Origin of the sequence: Streptomyces sp. NPDC015125, assembly GCF_043080045.1 — a bacterium.
Taxonomy (GTDB): Bacteria; Actinomycetota; Actinomycetes; order Streptomycetales; family Streptomycetaceae; genus Streptomyces.
Map to the genome: position 1 here is coordinate 17685 of NZ_JBIBVF010000025.1, position 16670 is coordinate 34354.

At 70.8% G+C, this 16670-nt stretch carries 13 protein-coding genes, 4 tRNA genes and 1 riboswitch; of the genes, 9 read left to right on the forward strand and 8 right to left on the reverse strand.

What is annotated here, in order from left to right; genetic code table 11:
- Positions 1-267 precede the first annotated feature (267 nt).
- The 4 genes from trmB (at position 268) to ACF088_RS34765 (ending at position 4442) form a co-directional block, all read left to right on the forward strand.
- Positions 268-1008 (forward strand): tRNA (guanosine(46)-N7)-methyltransferase TrmB, encoded by a 741-nt coding sequence (trmB, locus tag ACF088_RS34750; protein WP_392380002.1) that lies wholly within the window; start codon positions 268-270, stop codon positions 1006-1008.
- A gap of 28 nt (positions 1009-1036) precedes the next feature.
- A complete protein-coding gene (locus tag ACF088_RS34755) occupies positions 1037-2335 on the forward strand; it encodes a PrsW family intramembrane metalloprotease (protein ID WP_392379861.1) in 1299 nt (432 codons plus the stop codon).
- Positions 2336-2502: 167 nt separating this feature from the next.
- On the forward strand, positions 2503-3891 hold the full coding sequence (locus ACF088_RS34760) for a YDG/SRA domain-containing protein (RefSeq protein ID WP_392379863.1): 1389 nt from the start codon (positions 2503-2505) through the stop codon (positions 3889-3891).
- Positions 3892-4139: 248 nt separating this feature from the next.
- On the forward strand, positions 4140-4442 hold the full coding sequence (locus ACF088_RS34765; protein WP_392380003.1) for a hypothetical protein: 303 nt from the start codon (positions 4140-4142) through the stop codon (positions 4440-4442).
- Positions 4443-4539: 97 nt separating this feature from the next.
- Here ACF088_RS34765 and ACF088_RS34770 read toward each other — a convergent pair whose 3' ends face one another.
- Complete coding sequence (locus tag ACF088_RS34770) at positions 4540-5496, reverse strand: aldo/keto reductase (RefSeq protein ID WP_392379864.1); 957 nt, start codon at positions 5494-5496, stop codon at positions 4540-4542.
- A 179-nt stretch (positions 5497-5675) separates the two neighbouring features.
- Positions 5676-6824 (reverse strand): peptidoglycan DD-metalloendopeptidase family protein, encoded by a 1149-nt coding sequence (locus ACF088_RS34775; protein ID WP_392379865.1) that lies wholly within the window; start codon positions 6822-6824, stop codon positions 5676-5678.
- An 11-nt stretch (positions 6825-6835) separates the two neighbouring features.
- A riboswitch (cyclic di-AMP (ydaO/yuaA leader) is annotated at positions 6836-6991 on the reverse strand.
- 283 nt (positions 6992-7274) lie between these two features.
- On the opposite strand from ACF088_RS34775, the gene ACF088_RS34780 reads away from it, so the two are divergent.
- On the forward strand, positions 7275-8450 hold the full coding sequence (locus ACF088_RS34780; protein ID WP_392379867.1) for a DUF2332 family protein: 1176 nt from the start codon (positions 7275-7277) through the stop codon (positions 8448-8450).
- 76 nt (positions 8451-8526) lie between these two features.
- Here the strand turns inward: ACF088_RS34780 and ACF088_RS34785 are convergent, their stop codons facing one another.
- From ACF088_RS34785 to ACF088_RS34805, 5 genes are all read right to left on the reverse strand, one after another.
- Positions 8527-9672, reverse strand: a complete 1146-nt coding sequence (locus tag ACF088_RS34785; RefSeq protein WP_392379869.1) for a PP2C family protein-serine/threonine phosphatase — start codon at positions 9670-9672, stop codon at positions 8527-8529.
- A gap of 281 nt (positions 9673-9953) precedes the next feature.
- Positions 9954-10029: transfer RNA gene (locus ACF088_RS34790), tRNA-Lys, on the reverse strand.
- 203 nt (positions 10030-10232) lie between these two features.
- Entirely contained in the window at positions 10233-12410 is a 2178-nt protein-coding gene (locus ACF088_RS34795; protein WP_392379871.1) for a DEAD/DEAH box helicase, read from the reverse strand.
- A gap of 338 nt (positions 12411-12748) precedes the next feature.
- On the reverse strand, positions 12749-13609 hold the full coding sequence (locus ACF088_RS34800; RefSeq protein WP_392379872.1) for a hypothetical protein: 861 nt from the start codon (positions 13607-13609) through the stop codon (positions 12749-12751).
- Positions 13610-13753: 144 nt separating this feature from the next.
- The gene (locus tag ACF088_RS34805) at positions 13754-14104 is read right to left on the reverse strand and encodes a metallopeptidase family protein (protein WP_088798549.1); all 351 of its coding nucleotides are present in this window, start codon (positions 14102-14104) and stop codon (positions 13754-13756) included.
- A gap of 121 nt (positions 14105-14225) precedes the next feature.
- On the opposite strand from ACF088_RS34805, the gene ACF088_RS34810 reads away from it, so the two are divergent.
- The 4 genes from ACF088_RS34810 (at position 14226) to ACF088_RS34825 (ending at position 16330) form a co-directional block, all read left to right on the forward strand.
- Positions 14226-15974 (forward strand): metallophosphoesterase, encoded by a 1749-nt coding sequence (locus ACF088_RS34810; protein WP_392379874.1) that lies wholly within the window; start codon positions 14226-14228, stop codon positions 15972-15974.
- Between the two features lie 82 nt (positions 15975-16056).
- Positions 16057-16129, forward strand: a tRNA-Glu gene (locus ACF088_RS34815).
- Between the two features lie 48 nt (positions 16130-16177).
- Positions 16178-16252: transfer RNA gene (locus tag ACF088_RS34820), tRNA-Asp, on the forward strand.
- Positions 16253-16256: 4 nt separating this feature from the next.
- Positions 16257-16330 (forward strand) — tRNA-Phe (locus ACF088_RS34825).
- A 67-nt stretch (positions 16331-16397) separates the two neighbouring features.
- Here the strand turns inward: ACF088_RS34825 and ACF088_RS34830 are convergent.
- Positions 16398-16637 (reverse strand): hypothetical protein, encoded by a 240-nt coding sequence (locus ACF088_RS34830; RefSeq protein ID WP_392379876.1) that lies wholly within the window; start codon positions 16635-16637, stop codon positions 16398-16400.
- Between the last annotated feature and the right edge of the window lie 33 nt (positions 16638-16670).

Below are 16670 nucleotides of genomic sequence, written 5' to 3' on the forward strand. Positions count from 1 at the left end.
ACCTGCGGCCCGTAGAATCGACGCACTGTGTCCGAGAACCTCACCACCACCGCCACCACCGCCACCACCGCCACCACCGCCACCACCGCAGCGGAAGCAGACGCTCCGGCGGCCGGCGCCCAGGCCTCCCTCGCCCGCGAAGCCGTCCCGCAGCCCGGCGGCGTGCAGCAAACCGGCACGCAGGAAGCCGACGCACAGCAAACCGGCGCGCAAGAGGCCGACGCACAGGAAGCCCGCAGCCTCGGCTCCACCGCCGTCTCGGCCGCCATCCCGCGCCGCGGTACACCCATGTTCCCCGACGGGACCGGCCCCGCCGCCGACCCCGCGGGTTCGCATCACGAGCGCCGGATCCGTTCCTTCCAGCCGCGCCGCAGCCGTGTCTCGCCCACCCAGGCGGATGCGCTGCGCCGCCTGTGGCCCACCTGGGGGCTGGACATCGACGGGCTCTCCCGTATCGATCTCGACGCCTTCTTCGACGGGCTGCCGGTCGTGCTGGAAATCGGCTTCGGCATGGGCGAGGCCACCGCACAGATGGCCGCCGCCGACCCGGACACGGGCATCCTCGGCTGCGACGTCCACACCCCCGGGCAGGGCAATCTGCTCGGCCTCGCGGAGCGGAACGGCCTGTCCAACATCCGGGTGGCCAACGGCGACGCCATCATCCTGCTGCGCGAGATGCTGGCCCCCGCCTCCCTCGCCGGCCTGCGCGTCTACTTCCCCGACCCCTGGCCGAAGAAGCGCCACCACAAGCGCCGCCTCGTCCAGCCGGAGTTCATCGCCCTGGCGGCCACCCGGCTTGCGCCCGGTGCCCTCGTCCACTGCGCGACCGACTGGGAACCGTATGCCGAGCAGATGCTCGAGGTCCTCTCCGCCGAGCCGACACTCGAAAACCTCCACCCCGGCTATGCGCCGCGCCCGGACTTCCGCCCGCTCACCAAGTTCGAGGGCCAGGGCCTGGACAAGGGGCATGTCGTCCACGACCTCCTCTTCCGCCGCCGCGACGCGTAGGGCGAACGCCGCTCGTTAGGGTCGACGGGTGTACCCGTCCCAGCCGCCCCCGCACCCGCCGTCCGCGCCCGCCCCTCCCCCGTACACACCCCACCCGCACGAGGACGCGGCCGCGCACCGCCGCCGAACGGCCCCCTGGAACAGCACCACCGTCCGCGCCGTCGCCCTGATCTCGATGCTCGCGCTCTCCGGCGTGATCATCATCGGCATGGTCCGCCAGGAGACCGGCACCGAAGGTTTCCTGGTCGGCCTCGGCCTGGCCGTCTTCCCCGTGCCGCTTCTGCTCGCCGCGTTCTGCTGGCTCGACCGCGTCGAGCCCGAGCCCTGGCGCAACCTCGCGTTCGCCTTCGCCTGGGGCGCCTGCGCCGCCGCCCTCGTCGCGCTCCTCGCCAATGGCTTCGCCACCGACTGGCTGGCCGCCAATATCGCCTCGGCATCGCCCTCCGAGGCCGAGGCCTGGGGCGCCACGATCATCGCCCCGGTCGTCGAGGAGGTGGCCAAGGCCGCCGCCGTCCTCCTCCTCTACCGCTTCCGCCGCAGCGACTTCGACGGCATCACGGACGGCATCGTCATCGCCGGGATCACCGCCACCGGGTTTGCCTTCACCGAGAACGTCCTCTACCTGGGCAACGCCTTCGGCGAGGACCAGTCGATGGGCCACTCCGGTCTGGATTCCCTCACCGCCGGCGCCTTCTTCCTCCGCATCATCGTCTCCCCCTTCGCCCACCCGCTCTTCACGATCCTCACCGGCCTCGCGCTCGGCATCGCCGCCACCCGCTACCCCCGCCGCCGCGCCGCCCGCCTCGCGCTCGCCCTCCTCGGCCTGCTCACCGCGGTCCTCCTGCACGCCATCTGGAACGGCGCCTCCTCCCTCGGCGACCCCGGCTTCCTCATCGTCTACGGCCTCTTCATGGTCCCCCTGCTCCTCACCCTCACCTGGCTGGCGATCTGGGCCCGCAACCAGGAACTGCTCTCCCTGCGCGGCTACCTCGCCCCCTACATCACCGCCGGCTGGCTCACCCCCACCGAACCCGCCGCTCTCTCTTCCCTCAAAACCCGCGCCCTGGCCCGCGATATCGCCCGCACCACCCAGGGCCCGGCCGCCGCCCGCGCCGTCACCGAGTACGCCACCGTCGCAACCACCTTGTCGTTCCACCGGCGGCGGGCTCATCTCTTGGGCCCTTCACCCGACTTCTTCAGCCGGGAACAGCACTTGCTGCAGCATTTGCGGCACTACCAGCAGCGGGGGCGGGCGGCGTTGGTGGATGCGTGGGTGGCCAGGGAGCAGTCATGCGGCTCCGGCGACTCGCCTTGCCGCAGCAGATGACGTCTGCTCCGGCCAGGCACGACCGCAACCGCTCCCCCAGGCCGATGCTCCGCTCTCCGCAGCGGCCCCTCTCTCCCCCGACAGTGGTGTACGAACCATCTGTACTGGGCAACTAGCCCTGGTTTATGCATGGTCCACCCACACCTGAGATCGAGGGAAACACCAAGTTGTCCGAGCCCCAGCAGGAACGTGCCACTCGCTTCATGGAGGCGCTTGCCTCCCTGCCTCTTCATCGCCCGTCAGGTGAACCATCGAGGGATCAGCCCATCGCACTCCTCTGGGCGATCAGCCGTGCGGCCGAAGGTGCAGACCGCCTCACCTCATGGAACAAGGCAAAGACAGACCTTCGGGCCATGCTTACCGAATACGACACCATAGATGCACACCCGACACCCGAGAGCACTTTTCTAGAGTTGCGCCAATTCCCCTTCTGGGAGATTCTCGGCACGAGTGACGAGGCGCCAGACTCCGGGGATCCTGGCGCAGTTACATGGCTTACCGAGCAAACACCCGAGGGCGGGCTGGAGACCTCGCTGCACGAACAGCTCGCCTCAGATAGGGATCTGTGCCGGGATGCAGTAAAGCTGCTACACGAACAATACTTCCAGGACCATCGCCTTGATCTGCTGCTTCTGGAAGCAGGGCTCCCTGCAGAGGAATTTGACGGATTCGGCGCCCCTCCCCACGTACGCGTCGGGGATACCTTCAAGAGGCGACGGACCCTGGCACGAGCAAGGGTCCACCGACCCACCATGGCCGGAATCTGCGGAACGCGAGCCAGCGGCGCCGAGTCCATCGTCGTATCCGGAGGCTACGAAGACGATGAAGACTATGGCGACGAAATAATTTATACCGGGCAAGGAGGGCGGGACGAGAAAACGAAAAAGCAATGCAAAGATCAGGAACTGACCCTAGGCAATGCAGCGTTGGTCACCAGCTACTCCACTGGGGCACCTGTGCGCGTGATTCGCGGCGCGGGAGGTGACCTTCGACACTCACCGGCGGTTGGACTCCGGTACGACGGCCTCTACCGAGTGGAGGAGTGCTGGTCCCAACGCGGCGAATCGAACTTCCTCGTCTGGCGCTATCGACTCCGCGCGATCGGCTCCGTCGACAAACAGGCCGCCACGAACATCACGCGTTCCTTCCCGGCTGGCAATGCCATCCCCGGCCGCAAGGAAACCTCCACGCAGCGCATCATCCGAAGCACCAAGGTAGCCGACTACGTAAAGAAGATCCACGCATACGCTTGCCAAGTATGCGGACTGCGCATTGAAACCCCTACGGGCGCCTACGCTGAAGCTGCACACATTAAGCCACTCGGTCACCCGCACGAGGGTCCCGATGAGATCGATAATGTTCTGTGCCTGTGCCCAAACCACCACACGGCCTTCGACTTCGGAATGCTGATCATTAACGATGACCGGTCCGTTACGCAACGAGGCTCCGAACCTCGAACCTACCAACTACGCGAGATCCCCGGACATGTCATAAATGCCAAATACCTCGCGTATCACCGAGAGCACCACGAACACATAAACGGCGCGACAGAATAGCCTTCCGCGCCCCCTCCCTGCCATCAATTTTCCGGAGAGGGGGCGAAGGTTCCCGGCGGCCAGATACTCCACTTCACCTGCGGGGCATGGCAGGACTTCGTCGCCAGCGTTCAGCACCCGGACGGGAACGTCCGCGCCTAGCGCGGTGCATCACACAGAGCAACGTCCGAGTCCCATGGACTCCCCGAGCCCCATGGACTCCCCACGTAAGGTCGTCACAGTTGTCCCCTGATGTGGAGGTCTCCGTGATGGCCGGCGTACCGACGAGTGTGATCGCAGCAACCGGCCTGGTGGGCGGCTACGCCACCGCCCGCTGGACCAAGAAGCGGCCGGTCGGCGGGGTGGCGCTTGCTGCGGCCGGGGTCGTGGCGGCCAAGGGGTGGCAGCAGAAGGCGGGGACCGCGACGGCGGCGGCGCTGAGCGGGGCGTACGTGGCGGCGTTTGCCGGGTCGCATCCGTTGGCCAAGAAGATCGGGGCCTGGCCTTCGGTGTTTGCGGTGGCGGGCGGGGTGGCGCTCGCGTCGTGGGTGGCGGTCGATCGCCGGAAGTAGAGCGGGAGCGGAGCGCGGGGAGGGGGCGGTGCCTGGGTGGCCCGCCCCCTCCCCGTCTCTCGTGGATCAGGCAGACGCCTCCGTTCAGGCGCCTCGTTCAGGCAGACGCCTCGTTCAAAAGCGCCAGTTCCGCCTCCGTAAGCGTCAGATCCCCCACCGCCAGCAACGCCGGCAGCTGCTCCACCGTCCGGGCGCTGGCGATGGGAGCCGCGACGGTGGGCTGGGCGGCGAGCCAGGCGAGGGCGACGGTGGCCTGCTCGGCTTCGTGGGCCGCGGCGACGGTGTCGAGGGCCTGGAGGACGCGCTGCCCGCGGTCGGTGTCCGCATACTTGAGCGCGCCGCCGGAGCGGGCGCTGTCGACGGTGGTTCCCGGGCGGTACTTGCCGGTCAGGAAGCCGGAGGCGAGGGCGTAATACGGGACCGCGGCCAGGCCGTGGCGGGCGGCTGTGTCGGCGAGTTCGCCCTCGTAGGTGTCCCGGGAGACCAAGTTGTAGTGCGGCTGGAGGGCGACGTAGCGGGCCAGGCCCTCACGGGCGGAGAAGGCGAGGGACTCCTCCAGGCGCTTCGCCGAGATGTTGGACGCGGCGATCTCGCGGACCTTGCCGGCCCGGACGAGGTCGTCGAGGGCGGTGAGGAATTCCCCGACCTCGACCGATTCGTCGTCGTAGTGGGTGTAGTAGAGGTCGATGTAGTCGGTGCGCAGACGGGAGAGGGAGAGATCGACCGCGGACTTGATGGTGGCGGCGGACAGACCCTTGAAGTCCGGGTGGGCACCGACCTTGGTGGCGATGACGACATCGGAGCGGTTGCCGCGGGAGGCCAGCCAGTTGCCGAGGACGGTCTCGGATTCGCCGCCCTTGTTGCCGGGGACCCAGGCCGAGTAGACGTCGGCGGTGTCGATGAAGTTGCCGCCACCCGCGACGTAGGCATCGAGCACGGCGAAGGATTCGCTCTCGTCGGCCGTCCAGCCGAAGACGTTGCCGCCAAGCGACAGCGGGGAGACGGAGAGCGAGCCGAGGGACTGACGATTTCGGGGGGTGTGTGTCGCAGTCATGTGTGGTGGCAACGTCGAGGGGAGCGGAGTTATTCCTTCCGCTCCCCCCGACGCTCCCGGCGCCCCGCGACGCCCCCGGACACCCCTCGGAAGCCAACTTCCGTCCTACATACGCCCATTGAGGCCGCCGGCCGTGCCTCGCGCGTCAAGGCCGCGCGTCACAAGCTGAAGACCATGCGTCACACCTTGATGCCGTGATCGCGCAGCCACGGCATGGGGTCTATCGGATCGCCGCCGTCGGGGCGCACCTCCAGGTGGAGGTGCGGGCCGGTGACATTGCCGGTGGCGCCGACGCGGCCGATGACATCGCCTGTGTTGACCTTGCCGGAGGTCTTCACCATCGAGGACAGATGGCAGAACCAGAGTTCGGTGCCGTCGTCGAGGGTGAGGACGATGCGGTAGCCGTACGAGCCGGCCCAGCCGGCCTGGGTGATGGTGCCGGAGTGCACGGCCTTGACGGGGGTGCCGGTCGGCGCGGCGAAGTCCTGTCCGGTGTGGTCCGCCGCCCAGCGGTCGCCGGCCTGGCCGAAACTCGCGGTGAGGGTGAACGAGGAGACGGGAGCGATGAAGTTCTTCGCCAGCTTGGCGAGGCGGGCGGCCTCCGCCTTCTGACGGGCCGCTGCTTCGGCCTCGCGCTTGGCCTCCAACTCCGCCGCCTTCTTGGCTGCTGCGGCCTTTTCGGCCGACTTCTGGTGGGCGTCGGCTGCCTTCGCGGCCGTCTGGAAGGCGGTGTGTTCGGCGGCCTCGCGGGCCTCCTGGTCGGCGGCGCCCTGCTGCGCGTCGGCCTGCTGGAGGATGCGGCTGCGCAGTGCCTCGCCGGCGTCCGCACCCGAGTCCGAGGCCGTGCCCGCACCCGAGTCCGAGGCCGTGCCCACGCCCGAGTCCGAGGCCGAAGCCGTGCCCGCATCCGAAGCCGCGCCCGAGTCCGTGCCCTCGTCCGAGTCCGTGCCCTCGTCCGATATGAGATCACCGACGCCGGGAAGCGACTTGGCGTCCGGCAGCTTGTCGGCGAGGTCGTCGGCCATTCCGCCGACGTCGGGCATCGAGATCGCCACCGGGGGGCGGCCCTCGGCCGTGGCCATGCCGCCGGCACCGACCGCCGCGATGACGCCGACGCCCAGGACCGTGCCACCGCGGGCGAGTCCGCCGCCACGCTGCTTGGCCACCCGGTGCTTGCCGCGGACCGAGCGGACGGAATCCTCGGTGGGATTCCATTCCTCCCACGGTCCGTCGTTGATGTTGTCCGCATCACCGGGGCCCGGGAAGGCACCTCGGTCATCGAGGTCGTAGGCGGACGGACCCTCGGGGGCAGGCCTGTTGGACGCCACGGGGGCGCTCTCCTTTCCTTCCTTCTCGCCTACCGGGTTAGCTGACGGGTTCGGAGCAGGAAGGTCTCCTACGGGCGCCCGCTGGCGGAGAGCGTCCGATTCACCCCAAGGAAGTGGTTCCCCGGTTCCCTTGGTGCAGTTCGAGGTGCTGGAGGTGCGTGAAAAGCGCGTGCGGGATTCGGCGTCGGCGCGCGGTGCCGCCTCTTGCGACGGCTGGGACGACCGCGCTGCGTTATCGGACAGTAATAGAGATCGCAGTCGAATTCCAAGCCTTCCCGGGATTTCGTAGCGGCTTCGCAAGAGCTTTGGCGTGGACTTTTTCGTCCAGTACGGCCACAAACCGGGCGAGTTGACCGTCCACTCCTAAACGATCTCGCGGCGATTGTGCACCAGTCGTTATGCGGAGGGGTGCCCCTCGGTCACGGAACGTGAGAGCAGTAACGTCGGATCATGGCCGTCAACGTCGGGAACACCGGGAACACCCGTCACGTCGAGCGCGCCGTTGTCGGCACCTGGGGGTTGGCGGAGCGGTACCGGGAGTTCTCCTGGCGTCAAGCGCGGGGGCGGTCCGCGGCGCATGAAGAGCTGAGCGCGCGAATCAGCCAGGACCCGGAGTTCTGCGATCTGCTGTCGGGGTCGCTGCCGGCCGGCGGCGCTCAGCAGCCGGACCTTCTGCTCGCCGCCGTCCGCTATCTCGACGGCCCGCACGCCGAGCTGGGACCGCGCGGCGACATGGCGTACGGCCGCTGGCGCGAGTGGACGGTACGGCACTGGGACGAGGTGCGTGCGGTGATCATGCAGCGCTCGTCGCGGACCGATGAGCCGGCCCACTGCGCGACGCTGCTGCCGCTGCTCGCCCGCCTGCCGCAGCCGCTGGCACTGCTGGAGGTCGGCACGTCGGCGGGCCTGTGTCTGCATCCCGACCGCTACCGCTACCGCTACCTGCACCGGTACGAGGACGACGGGGGAGAGTGCGCGGGCGGCCCCCTCCGAGGCGGCACCCTTCTCACCGAGGCAGAGGCAGGGGCGCCGGAGAGTCCGCTGGTGCTGGAGTGCCGTACGGAGTGGACGGCCGACGAGCTGCCCGGCCGGGACCGGATGCCGCGGATCGCCTGGCGGGCCGGTATCGGCCTCGATCCGCTCGACCCGGCCGACGAACCGGACGATCTGCGCTGGCTGCAGGCGCTCGTTTGGCCGGGCGACGAGGAGCGGGCGGCGCGGCTGTCCGCGGCCGTCGAGGCGGTGCGGCCGGCGCCGCGGCCACGACTCGTGCGCGGCGATCTGCTCCACGAGCTGCCCGCGCTCGCCGCCGAGGCACCACCCGAGGCGACGCTGGTCATCTTTCACAGCGCCGCGCTGGCCTGCCTCGCGCCCGCCCGCCGCGAGGAGTTCGCGCATCTCGTACGGTCGCTGCTGCGCGGACGGCCCGGCGGCGGACACTGGATCTCCCACGAGCACCACTCCGTCCTGCCCTGGATCTCCGCGCCGGCGCACCGTTCGCCGCGCCCGGATGACGCGCTGCTGACCCTTGCCCTGGACGAGCGTCCGGTCGCGCTCACCGGTCCGCGCGGCGAAAGCCTGCACCGGCTCCCGGGGGCGGAGGACGTGCTGCCGGAGAGGGCATGACGAGCCGTGCCAGGGGCCTGAGCGCCGCCCCCGTGATCGAGGAGGACGTGCCAGAGGCCTACGCCCCCTGCGCCCCCTACGCCCTCATCGGCCGCTGCACCGCCAACAGGGCCATATCGTCGGCCGGTGCGCCGCCCGTATGCCGCGCGACATCCTCGACGAGGGTGTCCAGGAGGGCGTCCGGCCCCGGGAAGCGCCGGCCGCGCAGTCTGCTCGCCGGTTGGTAGAAGCGGCCCAGCAGGTCCCTGGCCTCGGTCACCCCGTCGGTGAAGAACAGCAGCAGGGCGCCGGCCGGGAAGAACGTCTCGTCCGACCGGTCCGGCCAGCTCGCCACCTCGCTCATGCCCAGCGGCAGCGCCGGCACCGCGGGCACCAGCTCACGCAGCCCGCCGTCCAGGGTGAGCAGCAGCGGGGACGGATGGCCGCGGTTGAGCACGCGCAGCACGGACTGCCCGTTGGCGGGGATTTCGGCGAGGACGGCGGTGGTGAACCCCTCGAACTGGTCGAGCCCCGCGCGCCGTCCGCCCTCGCGTTGCAGCGCCCGCTCCAGCCGGCCCGCCACCGCCTCCAACGTCGTCTCCTGCTCCGCCGCCTCGCGGAAGGCACCGACGACGATCACCGCGGCCTCCACCGCCTCCAGCCCCTTGCCCCGTACGTCGCCGACGATCAGCCGTACGCCGTGCGGGGTGTCCTGCACCGCATAGAGGTCGCCGCCGATCCGGGCATCCGCCCGCGCACCGACGTAGCGGGCGGCGACGGCGAGGCCGGCGAGCTGTTCGGGTGGCGTCGGCAGTACGGCGCGCTGGGCGGCCTCCGAGATGTCCCGTACGGACGCCAGATGGGCATCGCTCCTCCGGGCGAACCGGTTGAGGCCGAGGGCCAGCAGGGCGACCACGAAGACCATGGCGCTCTCCGCCGCGGACTCCTGGTAGTCCTCAAGGGCGCCGCGGTAGGTGACGGCCCAGATCTCGCCGAGCACGGCGGCCAGGGCCGTGAGCGCGGTGCTGCGCAGGGAGGAGAGCGACGCGGCGATCAGCGGGGCGGCGCAGAAGAAGGGGGCGGCGGTGTAGCCGGCCGGCGTGGCGATGCCGACGGCGAGGCCGCCGGCGATCAGAAGGGCGGGAAGCCGGCGCACCAGGTGGCGGCCGGACAGCTTCGGCCGCCGGCCACGGCGCACCTGCCGTCCCCCGTCGTCCTTGGGGGGCGCTTCGTCTTGGAGCATCCGCACCGGCCTCTTCCCACTCCCGCCCGTCCGTACGAGCACCGTGGTGGCGGCCGCGTCGACGTCCCCAGCGTTTCCGCTACGGCGCCGGGCGGCGAATCGTCGGGGGCCGGACGGGTCACGGCGCCGCCGGCCCCCGCACAAGACCGCTCCCTTCGGGGCCACTTGTGCGCCCTCGGCTGAGCGCCCGCGGCGCCCCGCCCACACGAAAGGCCCGGACCGCATGGGGTCCGGGCCTCGGGGCGCTCCTCAGCAGGCCGGACGGCTCTGCCGTCCTCTTCTGGTGGGCCATCAGGGGCTCGAACCCTGAACCAATGGATTAAAAGTCCACTGCTCTGCCAATTGAGCTAATGGCCCGCACCGAGCAGCATAGCCCGAGGATGTGCCGCAGCCCGAAGGCATTAGGGATCGGGCTGCCCGGAAGGGTGCCACGGAGCCCGTCGGCGAACCGGACCGGGCCCCTGTCCACCCCTCAACGCACAGGGCCCGTACGGGACTTGAGTCCGTACGGGCCCTGCGGATCAGCGTGTGCGATCAACGCGTGTGATCAACGTGTGTGATCAGCCGTTGCGCTTCCAGCGCGGCTTGTCGTCACGGCGGCCGCCGGAGCCGGTCGTGGCGCCACGGTGGTCGTCACGGCGGCCGTACGGACGGTCGCCGCCACCGGAGCGGTGGCCACCGGAGGCCGGACGGCCACCGGAACGGTCGTCACGGTTGAACGGACGGTCGCCGCCACCGGAGCGGTAGCCGCCGGAGGACGGACGGCCACCGGAACGGTCGTCACGGTTGAACGGGCGGCTCGGACGGTCGCCGCGGTCGCGGTTGAAGCCACCGCCGGAGCGGTCGTCACGACGGTCGAAGGAACGGCCACCGGAACGGTCGTCACGACGGTCGCGGTTGAAACCACCACCCGAGCGGTCATCGCGACGGTCACGGTCGAAAGAACGGCCACCGGAACGGTCATCGCGACGGTCGCGGTTGAAACCACCACCCGAGCGGTCATCGCGACGGTCACGGTCGAAAGAACGGCCACCCGAGCGGTCGTCACGACGGTCGAAGGAACGGCCACCGGAACGGTCGTCACGACGGTCGCGGTTGAAACCACCACCGGAACGGTCATCGCGACGGTCACGGTCGAAAGAACGGCCACCCGAGCGGTCGTCACGACGGTCGCGGCGCTCGAAGTTGCCCCGGTCGTCGCGGCGCTCGTCCGACGCTCCGGCCTGGGCCGGTACGGCGGCCTCGGCGGCGGCCTCGGCCTCGGCGGTGACGGCTGCGGCGGCAAGCGCCTCGGCCGGGTCCTCGCCCCGCTCACGGGCGGCGCGGGCGGTCAGCCGGTCGGCCTCCTCGCGCAGCTCGGAGGCGCGGCGCTGCAGACGCTCCAGCTCGCGGGTGACCTCGGCCACCTCGCGCTCGGCCTGCTTGGCGGAGTTGTTCGCACCGTCGGCCTGGACCTCGGTGAGCGAGCGCGCACCGGTGATGCGGGCGACGTCCTCGTCGAAGGCACCGGAGCCGCCGACGATGTGGCGCGAGGCGTCCACGCCCGCGTCCTCCATCAGGCGGAAGATCTGGCGGCGCTGGTGCGGCAGCGACAGCGAGACGACGGTGCCGGACTGGCCGGCGCGGGCGGTACGGCCCGAGCGGTGCAGGTAGTCCTTGTGGTCACCGGCGGGGTCGACGTTCAGGACCAGGTCGATGCCGTCGACGTGGATACCGCGGGCGGCGACGTCGGTGGCGACCAGCGCGTTGACGTAGCCGTCCTTGAAGTCCGCGAGCACCCGGGTCCGCGCGCCCTGCGTCATACCGCCGTGCAGCGCGTCGGCCTTCACGCCGGACTCGACGAGCTGCTCGGCGATGCGGTCCGCACCCAGCTGCGTACGGACGAAGATGATGGTGCGGCCCTTGCGGGCGGCGATGGCGGCGGTGACCGGCGCCTTGTCCTTCGGCTTCACGACGAGGACGTGGTGGGTCATGGTCGTGACGTTGCCCTGGGCGCTGTCGACCTCGTGGGTGACCGGGTTGGTCAGGTAGCGCTTGACCAGGGTGCCGATCTCGTTCTCCATGGTGGCGGAGAAGAGCATCCGCTGGCCGCCGCCGGGGATCTGGTCGAGCAGCTCGGTGACCTCGGGCAGGAAGCCCAGGTCGGACATCTGGTCGGCCTCGTCGAGGACCGCGACCTGGACGTTCTCCAGGGAGCAGGCGCCACGGTTGATGATGTCGCGCAGCCGGCCCGGGGTGGCGACGAGGACGTCGACGCCGCGCTCCAGGGCGTAGATCTGGTTGCCCATGGACGTACCGCCGCAGACGACCTTCATCTTCAGGCCCAGCACGTCGCCGTAGGGCTGGAGGGCGTCCGCGACCTGCATCGCGAGCTCACGGGTCGGGGTGAGGATGATCGCGCGGGGCTTCTTCTTCTCGGTGCTGCCGCCGGTGAGCTGGGCCAGGGTCGGCAGACCGAAGGAGAGCGTCTTGCCGGAGCCGGTGCGGCCGCGGCCGAGGATGTCCTTGCCGGCCAGCGCGTCCGGGATGGTCGCGGCCTGGATCGGGAAGGGGGTGGTGACGCCGTTCTGCGCGAGCTTGCGGACGACGCCCTCGGGCAGTCCGAGGTCGGCGAAGGTGACGGTGTCGGTGGCGGCTTCGGCCGCGTCGGTCTCGGGCGCCTCGTCGGCCGCCGTCACCTCGGGAACCGTCTGCTCGTCGATTGCGGGCATGACGGACTGCTCAGTGGAAATGGACATGCGAAATGCGAAACCTTCCGGAGTCTCGGCACGCGCCCAAACTCCGTGTGTTTCACACGACCGCCTCTATGCGGTCAGCCACGGCAAGGGAGAGAACGCGCCACGCGGCGCGCTTCTGTTCTGGCGCCGGGCAAATGGGATCAAACGATCTACCACCATACGCACTCCGCCCCCCGGATGGCAAATGACCTTCCGGCCCCTGCCGTCCACCCCCCTGACACCCCCGCCCACACAAGGCCACGCACCCCGGCCGGCACCCCTCACCCCCCGCCCGCAATACCCCATTCCGCACCTTCCGCGCCTTCCGTGCCTTCCACACCTCCACTCCCCTTTCGCTCCTATGCCTCTTCCTCGTACGGATCCGACTGCGACTGGGACGGCGACAGCGGCGAGACGGGAGACGGTCCGGACGCCTGGGAACTCGGCGGCGGCGGAGCGCTGCTGGGCGGCGGGGTCGGCTGCGCGGTGGGCGTACCGGGCGGGGGCGAGGCCGGCGGGGTGGGGCGGTCGGGGCGGGACGGCGAGGGCTTCGGGTGTCCGGGGCGCCCGCCGTGACCGTCGGAGCCGCCGTGGACACCGCCCGCCCCCGGCTCGGGACCCGACGGCTCCACGGGCCGGGACGGCTCACCGGGCCCGGACGGCGTCGGTTTCGCACTCCCCGACTTCTTCTTCGCCTTGTCGTCGCCGCCGGCCGGGCGCCCGGCGCCGTGATGGCCCATCCGCCGCGGCCCGCCGCCACGGCCGTCCACGGTCACCCCGCCGGGGCCGGGCACCCCGCCTTCCCCGTCATGCCGCGCGGTGCTGCCGGACGGTCTCGGCTTTTCCGGATCGCTCACGCTCATACAGCCGGCCAGCGACGCGGCCAGCGCGGAGACGGCCACGGCCGCGGCGACGGCCCGGGAGTGCCTACGGCGCGCCGGCGGGCGCGACGAGGGGGCAGGGGTGACGGACGGCGACGGGGACGGTGTCGGCGTCAGGGGCGAGTGGTAGGGGCTCGGGCGCACGGCGGGACCTCCGGATCCGGAGCGCAGGGACAGCGGCACGGACGCCCTGCCCAACTCCCGCTCCCCACCCGAGGACACGCACCCGGCCCGGCCGATCCCGCCGATCGCGCCGGTCGACCGGGTCGCGCCGGTCGTGGCGGTCGAGCCGGTCGTGCGGTCGTGCCGTCCGGCCGGGCCCGGACTCGTACCGCCCACACGGCCGGTCCCCGCAGACCCGGCCGATGAGACGCCGGCTGGACGCCGACCGTCGCAGACCGGTCCAGCGGCGGTCGTCAGCCTCCCGCCCGGCGACGCTCCCCAGGGGGCTCCTCCCCAGCCGTACCAACCGCACCAGCCGCACTAGCCATAGCCGAGCGCGTGCAGCCGCTCGTCGTCGATCCCGAAGTGGTGCGCGATCTCATGAACGACCGTCACTTCGGTCTCCGCGACCACGTCCTCGCGCGTGTCGCACATCCGCAGCGTCGGCCCCCGGTAGACGGTGATCCGGTCGGGCAGCACACCCGCGTACCACTCCCCGCGGTCGGTCAGCGGCGTTCCCTCGTACAGTCCGAGCAACTCGGGATCGCCGGCCGGGGGCTCGTCCTCGACGAAGACGGCCACGTTGTCCATCAGCCGGGTCAGCTCCGGCGGAATCCGGTCCAGCGCCTCGGCGACCAGTTCCTCGAACTCCTCGCGCGTCATTTCCAGCACACCACCATTCTCCGCCACCCGGACCCACCACCGATCGTCGCGTCCCGCCCGCCGCTCCGCACCCCAACCGGAAGCCACCGCTCACCGCATGGCGGTGCCGCCGGCCGGGCATACGGGACCAATGGCCCGCGCCGCGCGCTCCCGGACACCGCACCCCGACACCCCGCGCACCCCGCCGCACCGGCTGCTGTTCCCCTGGCTCCACGGCGTACCCGCACTGCCCGCAGCCGTCCGCCGCGCCTACCGCTCCCGCCGTACGGCCCCGGCTGCCACCCGCGACAACCCGTTGCGCTCCTTAGCCCACCCGGCATCCGCCACCCTGCCCGGCGCCGCCCCGCGGCGCCCCCTGCGCTCCGCCCTCGGCCTGATATCCGTGGCCGTCCTCGGTGCCTGGCTGGGGCTGGTCCTGATCGGCGGCGTCCACGCCCCCGTCGGCCCGATGGACACCAGCATGGCGCTGCGCCCCTCGCTGACCGGTGGCACCCGGATCAATGTCCCGCCCCTCGGCGACCTGGAACTGAGCAGCCACTACGCACCCGTACGGCTCGATGTCGATGTCGACCGTCTGGACCCGGTCCGCTCCCAGGCGCTCGTCGACCACCCCGAACGGTTCGCCGGCCTGCAGGACGAGGTCACCCGTGACGTCACCCGCGGCGCCCTGGGACTGGCGCTGCACTCCGGTATCGCCGTGGCGTCCGGCGCGACCGCGCTGAGCCTGGCCGTCCACCGCCGCCCGCGCCGCGCGCTGGCCGCCGGGGGGCTGGCGCTCGCCCTGCTCGCCGCCTCCGCCGGCACCGCGTACGCCACCTGGAACCCCCGGTCCGTACTGGAGCCGAAGTTCTCCGGACTGCTCTCCTCGGCCCCGTCCGTGGTCGGCAACGCCCGCAACATCGTCAGCGAATTCAACGTCTACCAAAAGGAGTTGGCGCGCCTGGTCACCAATGTGACCAAGCTCTACGACGCCACCTCGACGCTGCCGCTCTACCAGCCGGACCCCACCACCATCCGGGTGCTGCACGTCTCCGACATCCACCTCAACCCCGGCAGCTGGCGGATCATCGCCTCCCTGGTGAAGCAGTACCGGATCAGCGTGATCATCGACACCGGCGACACCATGGACCACGGCTCGGCCGCCGAGAACCACTTCCTGGACCCGGTCTCCACCCTCGGCGCCCCGTACGTCTGGGTGCGCGGCAACCACGACTCGCGCAGCACGCAGAAGTACCTGACCGGCCGCACCCACGTCACCGTCCTCGACCACGGCAAGGCCACCCGGATCGCCGGCGTGCGTCTCGCGGGCATCGGTGACCCGCAGTTCACCCCGGACCGCTCCGTGGTGGCGGCCGGCGAACCCGCCGAGCGCACCGCAGGCGGCCGGCTCGCCGACTCGCTGCGCACCCAGCGGCTGGCCGGCACCCCCGTCGACATCGCGCTGGCCCACAACCCCACCGCCGTGACCGAGGCGGACGGTCTGGCCCCGCTGGCGCTGGCCGGCCACCTCCACCACCGCGAGAACACCACGCTCCCCCAGGGCACCCGGCTGATGGTCGAGGGCTCCACGGGCGGCGGCGGGCTGCGCGCGGTGCAGAACAAGAAGCCCGCGCCGGTCGAGGCGTCGGTGCTCTATCTGGACCGGACGACGAAACGGCTGCAGGCGTGGGACGAGATCACCCTCGGTGGACTGGGCCTGTCGCGGGCCGAGGTCAGCCGCCACCTCCCCCGCGAGAACCAACCCGGCGCCACACCCTCGCCGTCCGGCTCCCCTCACTCGTCCGGCCCCTCGTCCCGACCCTCGTCCCGACCCTCGTCCGGCTTGCCGTCCGGCCCGCTTCCGCGCCCGGCCGGGAGCCCTTCCGGCGGCCCCCGGTAAACCGTTTTGGCGAACGGTCCTCCCATCCCATATGCTTCTCACGTCCCCGACGGCGCCGGTAACGACGCCAAGGTGGCCACCAGCCCTCATCGTCTAGTGGCCCAGGACGCCGCCCTTTCAAGGCGGTAGCACGGGTTCGAATCCCGTTGGGGGCACGCATCACCGTGTGCGAGACTGGTTCACGCCGCTTTCGCACAATGCAAGGTCCTGTGGAGCAGTTTGGAGTGCTCGCCACCCTGTCAAGGTGGAGGCCGCGGGTTCAAATCCCGTCAGGACCGCTGCGGCTGGGTAGCTCAGTTGGTACGAGCGATCGCCTGAAAAGCGATAGGTCGCCGGTTCGACCCCGGCCCCAGCCACACCCATTGGGAGAAGGCCCCGGTTCCTGGAACCGGGGCCTTCTTCATGTCCGGTCGGTGACAGCTCTTAGGCCCTGTCGGTGACCGATTCCCCGGCGAAGCCGTCGCGCTCGCCCTTCGGCCCCCAGAAGATCAGCCGGGCGCCGCCGCTGATCGTCCCCATCGCCGTCATGCCCAGCGCCATCCGCACCAGTCGCCACCCGTCGTCCTGCCCGGATTGCGGCGCGCCGAAGACCAGCCAGCTGGCGAGCGCGAAACCGGCGGCCATCATGGCGATACCCGCCGCATTGCGTAATCCCTTGTCCATGCCGTCATCCTCGCGGATGCGCGCATACCGCGT

Bases quoted from the DNA above. Each gene is read 5' to 3' on its own strand.
- ACF088_RS34765 (WP_392380003.1), top strand. From the start codon at position 4,140: ATGGCCGGCGTACCGACGAGTGTGATCGCAGCAACCGGCCTGGTGGGC.
- ACF088_RS34770 (WP_392379864.1), bottom strand. From the start codon at position 5,496: ATGACTGCGACACACACCCCCCGAAATCGTCAGTCCCTCGGCTCGCTC.
- ACF088_RS34780 (WP_392379867.1), top strand. From the start codon at position 7,275: ATGGCCGTCAACGTCGGGAACACCGGGAACACCCGTCACGTCGAGCGC.
- ACF088_RS34785 (WP_392379869.1), bottom strand. From the start codon at position 9,672: ATGCTCCAAGACGAAGCGCCCCCCAAGGACGACGGGGGACGGCAGGTG.
- ACF088_RS34795 (WP_392379871.1), bottom strand. From the start codon at position 12,410: ATGTCCATTTCCACTGAGCAGTCCGTCATGCCCGCAATCGACGAGCAG.
- ACF088_RS34810 (WP_392379874.1), top strand. From the start codon at position 14,226: ATGGCCCGCGCCGCGCGCTCCCGGACACCGCACCCCGACACCCCGCGC.
- ACF088_RS34830 (WP_392379876.1), bottom strand. From the start codon at position 16,637: ATGGACAAGGGATTACGCAATGCGGCGGGTATCGCCATGATGGCCGCC.